The sequence below is a fragment of the Algoriphagus sp. genome (genome assembly GCF_039969895.1).
GTDB lineage: Bacteria > Bacteroidota > Bacteroidia > Cytophagales > Cyclobacteriaceae > Algoriphagus.
This window is the reverse complement of record NZ_JBDVMZ010000012.1, coordinates 59162-71928: the sequence shown is the minus strand read 5'-3', so window position 1 is coordinate 71928 and position 12767 is coordinate 59162. Positions and strand designations below refer to the sequence as shown.

Annotated in this window: 12 protein-coding genes and 1 pseudogene; 1 reads left to right on the top strand and 12 read right to left on the bottom strand. The window is 42.8% G+C overall.

What is annotated here, in order from left to right; genetic code table 11:
* Nucleotides 1-6: 6 nt before the first annotated feature.
* From glp to ABJH64_RS06455, 5 genes are all read right to left on the bottom strand, one after another.
* Nucleotides 7-1182: a gephyrin-like molybdotransferase Glp gene (glp, locus tag ABJH64_RS06475; protein WP_348273628.1), complete on the bottom strand. Its 1176-nt coding sequence runs from the start codon at nucleotides 1180-1182 to the stop codon at nucleotides 7-9.
* A gap of 186 nt (nucleotides 1183-1368) precedes the next feature.
* On the bottom strand, nucleotides 1369-2172 hold the full coding sequence (locus ABJH64_RS06470; protein ID WP_348273627.1) for a TPM domain-containing protein: 804 nt from the start codon (nucleotides 2170-2172) through the stop codon (nucleotides 1369-1371).
* Nucleotides 2150-2587: a TPM domain-containing protein gene (locus ABJH64_RS06465; RefSeq protein WP_348273626.1), complete on the bottom strand. Its 438-nt coding sequence runs from the start codon at nucleotides 2585-2587 to the stop codon at nucleotides 2150-2152. The genes ABJH64_RS06470 and ABJH64_RS06465 overlap by 23 nt, the downstream gene beginning before the upstream one ends.
* A gap of 11 nt (nucleotides 2588-2598) precedes the next feature.
* Complete coding sequence (locus ABJH64_RS06460) at nucleotides 2599-3189, bottom strand: LemA family protein (protein ID WP_339866971.1); 591 nt, start codon at nucleotides 3187-3189, stop codon at nucleotides 2599-2601.
* A 120-nt stretch (nucleotides 3190-3309) separates the two neighbouring features.
* A complete protein-coding gene (locus tag ABJH64_RS06455; RefSeq protein WP_348273625.1) occupies nucleotides 3310-4563 on the bottom strand; it encodes an aspartyl protease family protein in 1254 nt (417 codons plus the stop codon).
* A gap of 211 nt (nucleotides 4564-4774) precedes the next feature.
* Between ABJH64_RS06455 and ABJH64_RS06450 the strand changes: the two genes are divergently transcribed.
* Nucleotides 4775-5245, top strand: a complete 471-nt coding sequence (locus ABJH64_RS06450; protein ID WP_348273624.1) for a transcriptional repressor — start codon at nucleotides 4775-4777, stop codon at nucleotides 5243-5245.
* A 125-nt stretch (nucleotides 5246-5370) separates the two neighbouring features.
* On the opposite strand, the gene ABJH64_RS06445 is transcribed toward ABJH64_RS06450, so the two are convergent.
* The 7 genes and pseudogenes from ABJH64_RS06445 to ABJH64_RS06415 form a co-directional block, all read right to left on the bottom strand.
* Complete coding sequence (locus tag ABJH64_RS06445; protein WP_348273623.1) at nucleotides 5371-5811, bottom strand: hypothetical protein; 441 nt, start codon at nucleotides 5809-5811, stop codon at nucleotides 5371-5373.
* A gap of 5 nt (nucleotides 5812-5816) precedes the next feature.
* Nucleotides 5817-6434 carry a cytochrome c oxidase subunit 3 gene (locus tag ABJH64_RS06440; protein ID WP_348273622.1) on the bottom strand — a complete coding sequence of 206 codons (618 nt, stop codon included), beginning with the start codon at nucleotides 6432-6434 and terminating at the stop codon, nucleotides 5817-5819.
* A 377-nt stretch (nucleotides 6435-6811) separates the two neighbouring features.
* Nucleotides 6812-7984, bottom strand: a complete 1173-nt coding sequence (locus tag ABJH64_RS06435) for a DUF4221 family protein (protein WP_348273621.1) — start codon at nucleotides 7982-7984, stop codon at nucleotides 6812-6814.
* A 178-nt stretch (nucleotides 7985-8162) separates the two neighbouring features.
* A pseudogene (locus ABJH64_RS06430) lies at nucleotides 8163-9332 on the bottom strand (DUF4221 family protein).
* Complete coding sequence (locus ABJH64_RS06425; protein WP_348273620.1) at nucleotides 9325-10473, bottom strand: DUF4221 family protein; 1149 nt, start codon at nucleotides 10471-10473, stop codon at nucleotides 9325-9327. The pseudogene ABJH64_RS06430 and the gene ABJH64_RS06425 overlap by 8 nt, the downstream one beginning before the upstream one ends.
* Nucleotides 10474-10478: 5 nt before the next feature.
* A complete protein-coding gene (locus ABJH64_RS06420; RefSeq protein ID WP_348273619.1) occupies nucleotides 10479-11621 on the bottom strand; it encodes a DUF4221 family protein in 1143 nt (380 codons plus the stop codon).
* Nucleotides 11622-11627: 6 nt separating this feature from the next.
* Complete coding sequence (locus tag ABJH64_RS06415) at nucleotides 11628-12767, bottom strand: DUF4221 family protein (RefSeq protein ID WP_348273618.1); 1140 nt, start codon at nucleotides 12765-12767, stop codon at nucleotides 11628-11630.

Genomic DNA, 12767 nt, shown 5'->3' with positions numbered 1-12767 from the left:
TTATGTCTAATTTCTGTTTACCGCGAGGAAATGAACCGTTTCCCCTGCGTCCAAAACTTCTCTATCTGCTGGAACTAACACCAGTGCATTGCCCAATGCATAAGAAATCAACATGCTGGAGGCTTGTTTGGGATATATTTCTACCTCACCATTTTTCTCTGTTCCGAGGATGAAAAGTGTCTTTCCAAACTTGTTAAACGTGCGGTGCTTGAGCACGCCGGTCTGGAAGTTTAAGTCAGGATCTGGATTGCCGGACATGATTTTCAAAGCGGAAAGTGCGTAGATCAGAAAGCAGGTCAGCGAAGATGCCGGATTGCCGGGTAGCGCAAATACAAGCGTGTTTTTTCTTTTGCCAAACCAAAGTGGCTTTCCTGGCTTTTGATTCACTTTATAAAAAATCTCCTGTACCTCATTTGCCTTCAGTGCATCATAGACGAAGTCATAATCTCCAACAGAAATACCACCGGAAAGCAGAAGCACATCACTTTTCAGCCCATCGGAAATGATCTGCGTGGTAGCTTCAAGATTATCTTCTACCTTCAGAACCCGCACCGAATCAAAACCTCTTGACTTCAGTGCGGATTCCAACATGATGGCATTGCTTTCGTAAATTGCTCCTGGCCTCAGTGGAGTGCCAGGCTCCTGGAGCTCATTTCCGGTGACAATAAGGGTAATTTTGGGTTTGTTAATGACTAAAACCTCAGAGATTCCAAACCCTGCCAAAAAGCCAATTATGGAATCATTGATTTTTGTCCCTGCAGGAAGGACTGGTTCGCCTGCCGACACTTGTTCGCCTATTGCACGCACATTGGTAGTTTTTTCAGGCATCTTTTGAATGATGATTTTACTGCCTTGCACTTCTACGTGCTCCTGCATAATCACCGTATCTGCCTGATCTGGTACTCGCGCGCCGGTGAAGATACGTACTGCCTGATTGTTCAGCAGCTCGAATTCCCGGACATCTCCTGCCTTGCATTCTCCAATCACTTCCAATTCACTGATTTCTCCAGCTCTAAAAGCATAACCATCCATCGCTGACTGCCTGAACGGAGGCAAGCTGATGGGCGCCAACATGTCCTCTGCCAAAAAACATCCATAGGAGTCTTTAAGTAGCATCTTTATTGGCGGCAGTGGTCTGCTGTGCGTTTCAATTAAATCTAAAGCTTCAAAAACTGAAATCATCTCTTTGTAAAGTCAAGTCTAAACTTATGAATAAATACGTATTTATACTTAATTTTCTACGTATTTTTTTTAGGAGAAAAAGAAATCTTCTTCTAAAATCCCATTTGGCCAATTAAAATCTGGCATATTGGCGCAAAAAAAAACGCTATTGAAAGCGTTTTTAATTTTGAATAAGACATATAGCCCTTACCAGCTTCCGCCAGCTCCACCACCTCCGAAGCCACCGCCACCGAACCCGCCGAAGCCTCCTCCGCCGCCACCAAATCCTCCACCTCCACCGAAGCCGCCAGATGATCTACTACCTCCACCAAGCATATTGGCGAGCATGATGGTAGTCCAGAGATCTACTCCTCCCCCTCTACCACCCATGTGGTTATCGTTGTCATTTCGATTTTTCAAAAGAGGAAGAATCACAAAGATGAAAATCAAAAATAGGATCACGAATATCGCGCCACCACCATTGCCTTTGGATTCTATATCCTCGGCTTTGTATTCCCCAGAAGCCAATTTGAAGATCATATCTGTCGCCTCGTTGAGACCGGTATAATAGGCTTCCTGACGGAAATTGGGGAGGATTAAGTTCTCCACGATTCTCTTTGCTAAGGCATCAGGCACTGCCCCTTCCATTCCATATCCAGTTGCAATGAATACTTCTCTATCCTCCATCGCAGCAAGGATCAGGATCCCATTATCGTTATTTGCTCCACCTATTCCCCAATTTTGCGCTAGTTGAAAGGAATAATCTGAAATGTCATACTGACCCACAGACCGCATCATGACGATAGCAATCTGGGTGGACGTGCTATCATTATAGGCCACCAGCTTACTTTCCAATTGTGCCACTTCTGCGGTGGAAAGTGTGTTGGTAAAATCGTTTACCAGCTTCGGAGGATTGGGCGCAGGTGGGAAGTCCTGAGCCTGTAGCCCGAAGGTGGTAGCCAATAAAATAAAGGATATAAATAGGATCTTAGGATCCAAAAGAAATCTCATCAGGAAGTTCGTTTATGTCTGAATCACCCTGATACGGGAAATGCTTTCCAAGTTGCTCGCCGGCCATATGAATGCCGTCGATCAGACCTTGTGTAAATTGACCTTGCTTGAATAGGCCGGTCATGTGTTCTTTTATTTTTTCCCAGAAATCTACTGGGACTACCTCATTTATGCCTTTGTCACCCAGTATCGCAAAGCGATGATCGACTACGGCCAGGTAGAATAATACGCCATTTCGATCTTGGGTTTGGTGCATTTTCAGGGTGTCAAATACCTTCACCGCCCGATCGAGGACTTCGCCTTTGCAGCGACTTTCTATGTGAACTTGAATCTCTCCAGAGGTGGAAACTTCAGCAGACCGGATCGCTGCTACTATAGCTTTCCGGTCTGCTTTTGAGAATAATTTCTCAGCCATGATAAGTGGTATTAAAACTGAACTGAAGGTGCATTTTCGGCTCCTGCGGATGCCTCGAAGTAGCCTTTCTGCTCAAATCCGTACCAGCCTGCAAAGATATTGTTCGGGAAGGTGCGGAGGTTAGAGTTGTAGTCTTGTACAGACTGATTGAAATTACGTCTCGCAACGGCAATTCTATTTTCTGTGCCTTCCAGTTGAGCTTGTAGCTCCAAGAAGTTTTGGTTCGCTTTCAATTCAGGATAGCGCTCTACACTTACCAATAATCTGCCTAGTGCGCCGGAAAGATTGTCCTGTGCTCCTTGGAACTCAGCCAATTTCTCTGGGGTAAGATTAGAAGCATCTACATTCATGGAAGTTGCTTTCGCTCTGGCTTCAATTACTGCAGTTAGGGTTTCCTGCTCGAAATCCGCATAGCCTTTGACTGTATTTACCAAGTTTGGTATCAGGTCAGATCGACGCTGGTATTGAGTCTCTACCTCAGCCCATTGGCCATTGATCACTTCTTCTGTTTGCACAAAAGTATTGTAGGTGCCTACGGCTTTGGTGTAAATGAAAATACCGAGCACCAACAGGATACCAATAGGAATTAAGAATTTTTTCATGTTTCAGGATTGATTTTTTTAAACTAGAATACTGACGAATTTAAGAAAAAGAGGTTCGATCTATTGACCGTTGCTTCTTTCAAAATTACCGCTTTTATCTGAAATGAGCTCAAAAGACTCTTAAATCTGCTTTCTCAGAACGAAGGAGAATTGCTGGTCTTTCCACTGAGTGAGGTCGTTTCCTTCGTAGCGTCGGACTTCAAGTAGAATCTCCTTCCCTGCCTCAGATCTTAGTAATTTGTTGATTTCAGAGAGCTCCCATATAAAGGTAGGCACTTTGTTGATCGTGAGGATTTCATCGGCAACAGCTAATCCGGCACGATGTGCGGGAGATCCGGGTCTAATTTCAGACACATAGATACGGTTGTCGTCGTTTGGGATTTTTTTCAGAACCATTCCGCTCATATCGTAATCAAAAGGAGCGTAAAAATTCTCTGCCTTTCGCACGAAAAGACGGTTTCTAGGATAATCAAATACTAACCTTGACCTCCCTAAAACCTCAGCTCCTAAGCTACCCATTCTACCTGACTCTTTGATGACGTAGCTGAAAGGAGTCTCATCTGGATAAGAGGTAAGGACTTCATCTAATTTATAATTCGCAAATTTCATGTAATCGACTCTACCTATGTATCCATACAGCACGCCACCCAAGCTTTGACCCAAAGATGACTCCAAAATTAAAGGAGGCATATTAATCTGATCTGATGTCTCTCTGTTGAGCAGCAATCCATGATTTGCTCCAGTGTCAATGAGTAATTTGGGATAGATAAATGATCCGTCTTTTTGCTTTACTGTAGTAGTAATGTATGGTTTGTTTTCATAGATGGTCATATCCACTTTTCTGTATAAAAGAGGCCTCCATTTCAGTGCATTAGGTCTATAAAAAAGCATCTTCGCATCATCGTAATTCACTTTTATCGGATTAAACTTGAAAAATTCATGTCCAATAATTCCGTAAATCGGTACCCCTACCACAGATTCTAATTCTAGAAATTCATCTTCCAAGACGAGCAAACTTTGGAATATCCCCTCCACCGGTCCTAAATCAAAATGATTGATAGGGGAAACTGATGCCCATAGATCATCTGTCCCATCCGCGCCTACCAGTTTGATCCGCCGCGTGTATTCCAATTCTAAGGCATCACCTAAGTTTTTACTAAATAAGATATTGGAGCGCACACCTGTGTCAATCAGAAAATTGAGAGGAGGACTTCCGTTGATCGAGACGGGGATAATGATTAGACTATTGGAGGAATTAAAGGGAATAGTCACCTTGCGCTTTTCTTCTTTCATGAAAAATCCCGGCACTTGTCCAACGGACAACAGCTGTGTCAAGAAGTAAACCAGAAGGAAAAGCGTGATGCCTTTAAACATAGAATGTTGAAAACTGAGATATCAGAAATAAGTTACTCTGATTTAGGAAAATTAGAGGGATTCTCGTGAATACCAGCACGTACAGTACTTCTGTTTACGGATTTGATCGATTTAGTTTTAATTAGATTGAAACCAAATTAAGGAGATTAGGTTCTGAAGCTTGTCAAAAAATGGATTAAGACTCATCTTTAATTGAAATTATTTTGACCCTATGGCAGACAAGGCCCTGATAGAAAAGGCTAAGAAGATCTTTGAAAACTTTCTCTCAAAGCAGGGAAGCAGGAAAACTCCTGAAAGATTTTCGGTTATCGATGAACTTTACTCCCTTCCAGAAGATGAACATATGGATGTGGAAGGCCTATTTCTCAGTATGAGAAACAAGGGCTATACCATCAGTAGAGCTACTATTTACAATACGCTTGACCTTTTGGTGGAAAGTGGGTTGGCCGTAAAACACCAGTTCAAAGATAAAGTCGCACTCTATGAACAGGCTCTCACCTACAAGCATCATGATCACCACGTGTGCAATCAATGCCGTAAAATCCGGGAATTCTCCGATCCGAAAATTAATGAGATCAAGGAGGAGATCGGAAAATCATTCAAATCCTCCATCACGAGTCACTCCTTAGTGCTTTACGGAGATTGCGAAATTGCAAACTGTGAGAATCTAGAGATGATTTAGGCGGTTTCTAGCCGCAGTGGGCGCCGAGAGAGACACGGAAATCGCGAGTCTTAATTCGCTTTATAGCTCATCCCAACTTAAAATAAGAGTTGTTAGCTCTGTGTAGAATTCCCTGCTTTCTACAGCTATTTAATTGAAAAAATCTTTTTATAAATAGGTTTGCGATACAAAAATTGCAGGTAAATCGCTGGGTATAGAAGCAAAGTGGCCAATCCAAAAGGTGCCGAGAACTCAATCTCGTCTCTGATAATCGCCTGATTTCCGGCTTTAATTACCCGGTGTTTGTGTCTCCATTTTTTAAGGAAAAAAGGAAGTTTAATTCCTTCATCAACGAAAAAATATTCGTGTTCATCTGTTTGGCTGTCTGTGATTTCGCTAGTCCATCGCTGCTTGAAAAGCAAAAAATTCAATTCTAGAGAAACTAAATCTCCAACTTCAGATCCATCAAATCTCGCCAATTTCACAGGGGGAAACGGCGGGCTGAGCTTAGTAAACAGCGTCTCGTCAAAGCCATTTTTAACCGAAAGGTAATCTTGTCTGACAGGGGTAGAAAGGTTGATTTTCATTTTCTCTAGAAGCTAAGTACAAATAACAAAAAAAGAATCAGCCATATCGCATCCATGAAATGCCAGTAAAAAGTGAACAAGCGAATCCGCATTTTTTCAAATGGATTGGTATGTAGGATTAATTTGTCCACTACATCCTTGCTTTTTTTGGCCAGCTGAACATAGAGAATCAAAGCGAAAATCATGGCACCTAGCAAGTGAAAAATATGAATCCCACTCAGGACGTACAGAAAGCTTCCACTAGGAATCCCGGTGAATTCTATCCCTTTTGCCTTCAGCTCAAACCAGCCGACTACTTGCAAGATGGTGAAAAGCAATCCTAGAATGACGGTAACCCTGAGCGAGCCTAGCAGTTTTTCTGAATTCTCTTCTTGATAGGCATGGCGGATAGAAGTGGCTGATAATCCACTCACAACTAGCAGAAATGTGGAAACAAGAAAAGCTGTGGGTACAGTTTGGTTCATTCCTGCGAGTAAATTCCTCGATGAAAAGAGGAAGGCTACTGTGAGAAATAGGAAGATCAATCCAGATCCGAACATGCCCAAATAAAGCATGGTCTCGTACGGGTGAAGATTTTCTATGCGTTGAAGAAGCGTTTGATGTTGCTGTTTGCTCACTGTCATTATTTTCAGAACACGTGAGCGAGATGAAGGTTCAGGAAATCGTCAGGATTTATTGAACCGCGTTCGTCACGGAGAGAAACACGGATGGCGTCGTGTCTCCGTTCGTGTCTCACGACCGGAAAATTGATATTCGTTAAGACATGCACATCGACGGTTTTTTTTAACCGCGGTGGACACGGAGTTTTCGCGGAGGGCGCAGCTCTAAAGGTTTGACATTGCTACCCTTGGATAGTTAAAAGGTCTTGTAAGGACGGCCATTGAGTAGCTCGAGGTTTTAACCCCTGGATTTGGAAATTGAAGTTTTTTTGGGTGTTGGCCGAATTGACTTCAATAGAGAAAGGGAAACCTCGCCAAAACTTGTCGTTGGCAAGAGTTCCTTAGTTATTTCCAAAGCTAGGTTTCAAGCGAATGAAGGCCAGTTTATTAGGATGTTTGAGAAAGGAATAGATCGAGCCTTTATGCACGAAGGCTTTTCCTTCAAAGTATTTGCCCATGATCGGAATGCTGTTTTGCAGCTTCTGCTCATGGATTTGATCGAGTTTTTCGTCAAAAACAGTCAACACATACACATAATATGGTCGCTGTGGATCACTGCTGTCCAATTCGCGGCTGTATCGATAGAACCGCTGCGCCTGATGATCTTTGACTAGCGGGCCAAAAACCACCTCGTCATTTTTGCGCTTCACCCAGTACATATAGAGTCGCTGATCGGTAATGTCTTGTCGGTACTTTCCTGATTTTTGATCTGCAGTTATTCCACTGTGAAATCGCTTATGAAAAACTGAATCGGATTCTGAATCGTAATACCACAGTTCATTGCTAGCCGAGGTAGAGAGAATAATATCGGGTCCATTGAGAAGCAGGTATTTCAACTCAGGAGAGCTATTTCTCCGGGCTATATCGTAATCCACCGTGACGGTATATTTGCTGAGTTGCTCCCAAAAGTCAACAGGGATCAGCTTCAGAGACTTATCCAGGAGATTTACTTTGGCTATTCCCAGCACAGATCCTCCGATTTTGAAGTTGCCATAAAAGCTCGCCAGATAAGAACCGTCGGTAGAAATCTCTCCTAAACCATCAATCTCCGTATCAAAAGGCAGGCGATCTCCAGTGAGTTCTCGATTGATGAGTTCGTAAGAATCCACTTTCTTTCCAGCCGAATTAAGTTTATGGATCACTCGGTATTCTTTGAAAAATGTTTCTCCAAAGAGGGTTTTCTTGAGCCCAAAAGGGAAATATTGCTTCACACTGTTAGGCCCCCGAACATCGAAGTTGATCACGCTGTCGAGTTTTAGTGTGTTCAAATTAATGACTTCCACCCGCCCATTTTCAGGTTTTAAATTATAAAGAAGTCCCTCATGCACCGCAAAATCAGACATGCTTAGCTCCATGTCCAAGTAAACTTGCTCTTCGCCAGCATCGATAAATACGGTATCAAGGACGTAGTTGAAATCTGGAAATACATTTGCTACCGGCAGTCGGACTTCTACTGTTTTTTCTCCGCAGGAGATCAGTATGAGAAAAAGAAATGCAGATTTATAAAGCTTCATGTCCTAAAAAGTAGGTTCAAAAATCCAAAAAGCCAACTTAATGGAAACAAAGGGTAATGCTCGTGGAAACATGAACCTCGGCGTTAGCAATATTTTTTACCGCATTTTTGGGGAGAATAAGCGAGCTATTTTCCGTAAGCTTTATGCTGTGTAGAGAGTCTGACCATCTAATCTGATTCTAATCGAAGCTAGGTTTTAGCCGTACAAAAGCCAGTTCGTCCTCGATGTTCAGATACATATACAAGTCTCCTTTTCGGAAAAAACTAAGAGAAGGCAATCCATCAAATGGCAAAGTAGCCCCCTCGTCCAATTCAGTTTCGGCTATCAGATTCAAATCTTTGTCCAGTACTGTAATCACTAAGGAGAAGACAGGATTGGCTACGCTGCCTCCCTTTTTCTCCCGGCTGATTCGCCAGAAGTAGCCTCGCTCAGCATCATGAATCCAAGGGCCCAAAGTCAATTCCTGCTTTTTCAACGTATTGAATTCATCGAACTGGGCTATAGAATTTGCCTTTTTGGGTTAAGATCCTGGCTTCTCATCTGAAAGCAGCTCGCTTGTAAGCTTTACTTCACGTTGCTCTCCTGAAGCTAAGTTTAGGCTTAGGAGTTGGTTTTGAGCAGAATTGGAATGTACAATTTCTGTTTCCGTAAGCGTAATAAAACTCCATTCTCCAGCCCTCGCGCCAGCTCGCTCGCCGTCTGGGGATGACAATTCGTACTTGTCTAATGATTGAAATACGTCCAAAGGAATCAGTCGCTGGCTTTGCTTCTCTAAGTCCAGGATAGCTAGCCCTTGAAGCCCATCGCCATCTAGTAGATAATCTCCATAGTGACTGACGAAGTATTTCCCCGAGCGGGTGATTTTTCCCATGCCGTCGATTTCCATTTTTTCCGGAAGCGTATCTCCTGAAAAGCTCGTATTACTAAGACTTAATTGTCCGATTTTTTCATCAGCTGCATTGAGATGAATAAGTGATCGAAAATCTGTAAACCACTTTTCGCCCGAATCTGTGATTTTGATTCCAGAAGTGAACATTTCCTTGACTGCAGTGGGGCCGTCTTGATCGTATTGGATTAGTTCTCGAAGTTCCTCCTTTTCCATATCGATGAGTTCCATCCGGCTGGATTCCGGATTGAGATTATAGAGAAGATCTGACTTGGGGTCGTAATCTGACATATACAGACCCATATTCAGAAATAGAAACTCATCCTTCGCATCAATGTAAACCGTGTCGATTTCATAGCTAAAATTGATTGCATTGACCTGTGTATTCTCAGCACTTTCTTGAGAACCGCAGCCAGCTAAGGCAATCAAAATAGTTGGAAATAGGAATCTGAGTTTAATCATAGGTCGGTTTGATTCGGACGAAGCCAAGTTCATCTTCCATGTTAATGTAGGAATAGAGCGATCCGTCTTTGAAGAAGGAAAGTGAACTCATCGGGAAGTAATTCACCTGCTGCTCATGGAGCTGGCTAAGGTCTTTGTCAAAAATGGTCAGTACGGATTGGTAGGCCGCAGAATCTCCGATCATACGATCTAATGATCTGCTGAATCTCCAGAATTTCTCATTTTGATCGTCAAAGTGCAGCTTGCCAAAAGTCACTTCCTTCAATTTCTCCTTGTTGAGTTCAAAAAGATTTTCCCGGGAATTGGCCCTTTTCTCGTAGTTGCCTTTCTTGGCATCATCGGTCAGTTCGGAGTGAAAGGACTTCTGTGTTACAGTTCCATTGGAGAGATCTAGCGTAAAGACTTCATTGTAGGCAGTGGAGGAAATGAGAATCTTGTTTTCAAACGGCACGAAGAAAACCGACTCTGTCACAGCCATTTTACTATTCGGCTCTGGACTGAATACGATGGAGAACTTATCGATTTTCTCAAAAATATCCATCGGCACTTTCTGTAGTTCCATGCTGCTGAGATTTACTATTGCTATGCCTTGCTTGGGACCATTGTTCACAGGCCCGTAAGTGCTGAAGAAGAAGTTTCCGTCATCGGAGATAAGTCCCTCAGGATATATTTTTTCCTCTTCGGTAATGGGATCTCCTTTCAAAGAGTCCGCAGTAAACCAATACTTGCTCACCTGATCGCGGGCAGCGTTTAGCTTGATCATATACGACCAAGTATTCAGGTATAGGTCGCCGTTATCGGTCATATCCATCATCGGGATATAAGCATTGGCCGCTCCAATTCCCGTTGGGCCTTCATTTTCGAGTTTGATCACCTCGCTGAGCGCCAACTTATCGAGATCAATTACTTCGAGTTCGGGCACGGTGGCGTTGAAGTTGTAAAGTGTTTTTTTGTCGGAACTCACTGAAGTGGTATTGAGGTAGTTCGATAGGTAGATGAAGTGCTCCTCGCCGGGGTCTATCTGCACCGTGTCTATTTCTACGATCAAGTTTAGACTATTGGAGTTGGCAGATTCAGATGACCCTTTTTCACCGCAGGCAGCGAGAAGGATGAGGGATAGTAGCGGGAGTAGTTTTCTCATAGCTATTAAAAATCGAAAGTGAATACTGCGAAGCCGAGCTCGTCTTCTACATTGACATAAGAGTAGAGCTTGCCATCTTTGAAGAAAGGAGAGGAAGGAATCTGGTCAATATCCTCCAGAAATTTTTCACCGATCAAATTCAACTCAGCATCGTAGGCGAAGAGATATACCTCAGCTTTGGTGGGAGCTTCGTCGTTTTCTTTTGGGAGTAATTTTCTACCTATTCTGAAGAATCTCTTGCTGCTATCATCCCAAAGCAATTTCTCAAAGCCTATCTGGCTGGAGGCTTTTTCCATTTCGCTCCTCCATTCTTCTTCAGAGGACACCTTGTTTTTTATAGTTCCTGTTTTGGCTACCGGAACCAAGAGATGCGGAAAAGTGAAAAGCTGTAAGGAGTCATTTTTGTAATCGTAGCGATAAATATCCGAAGTGGCGGATGCGCTGATGTAAAGCTGCCCTCCGATGTCCTGCAAACGTACTTCTTCAATATAGATGGACATCATCTCGGTACTTTGGAGAATAATCCTAAACTCTGACGCTTTGTCCATTGCTGGTATATCGATGATTTTGCCGGAGCCATTTGCCGGATCTAAAACGGCCAGATCTCTTGATCCTTCCATGAAATCGCCTGGAAGTGAAAAAAGGAAGTTACCATCAGCTGACTGAGTCAGGTTGTAGTTCATCGGGGCATCATCTTCTATGTCAATTCCTTCGAAATCAGTAGGATTGAGCTTTAGTTCTTGAATTTTGACACCATTCCGATCATAAATCCCCGAAGTCTGAAAACTTGAAAACATAAATTTTTCGCCGTCCAACTTCTGCATCGTTCCCACATATTGCCCTATGCCATTGGGTCCTTCCACTTCAAAGGGTAGAAACTCCTCTAACTCCAATTTGTCTAGATTGACAATGGCGATTTGATGCTCCTTTTGGGTGTAGAGATAGAGTTTGCTCTTGTCGTCTGAGAGACTGGAAGTTCTCAATCCACCTGACAAGTCAATGATTTCCTCACCCGGATCCACCACAAGCGTATCTACAGTATAAGTCAGGTTTTCAAGAATATTTCCAGATTCGCTGGATTCCGATGATCCTTTTTCACCGCAAGAAGCGAGTAGGATAAGTGATAGGAGTGGTAGTAGTTTTTTCATAGTTTGTTAAATATTAAATGTGAATACTGCGAAGCCAAGCTCGTCTTCGATATTGACATAGGAATATAGCTTGCCGTCTTTGAAGAAATAACTTCTTGGAAATTCATTATAACCCTCTAGTCTGGTTTCACCTAAAAGGGAAAATTTCTCATCATAAATAAGCAGATAGACCTCATACGATGAAGGATCATCTCGATTTTCTCCAAGGAGAGAACGACTCGCTAATCGATAAAACTTGGAGCTAGCTTCATCCCAATTCATTTCCCAATAGGTAATCTGCCCTACGACTTTTCTGTATTCCTCATACCATTCCTGAGAGGAGCTTACATCGTTTTTGATTTCACCGGATTTCTCTTTGGGAATCAGTTTGTGTGGAAAATCTACATAGGTCAACCTATCCGAGGAAGTATCATAGAGATAAATCCCACTGCCAACACTACAGGTAATAATGTAATTATTCTTGAATTGGGTAAGCTTATAGATTTCTGTAAAAGCCGCTCCACCATCCCCTTCTACCTGTGTGACGCGGAACTTTTGGGATTTTTCCATATCCACCAAGGGAAAGATCTGCACAGTTTGAGCGTTAGGATCTGTAATCGCAAACTCAAATTTACCAGTGGTAATATCACCAGGTAGTGAGTAAAGCTTTTCAGTCGTCGTGTTCCATCGCATTTGGTTGAGAATGGCAAAGCCATTTATCGCTTCCGCTCCTTTCAGTTCGATCGGTTTTAGATTAAAAGATCTAATCTGCTCTCCTTGTAAGTTGAATATCCCAGGGTTCTGAAACGAAGGAATGAGAATGGACCTATCAGGTTGTATTTGATATGAATTGACTCTGCCTGTGCCGTTTGGGCCAACTTGATCAAAGGGATAATTTTCCTTTAGAGTCATTTGCTCCAAATCTATTTCCTGGAAGAGACTTCGGTCAGAGTCGTGCAGAAACAGTGATTTTCCATCTGCTGATCGCTCAAACCATCGCATTCCCCATTTTAAGTTGAATAAGTCATCCCCAGCATCCACTACCACCGTATCCACGGTATAAGTCAGATTTTCCAGGATATTTTCAGATTCACCGGATTCAGAAGATTCTTTTTTGTCGCAGGCAGCGAGAAGGACGAGGGATAGAAGTGGGATTAGTTTTTTCAA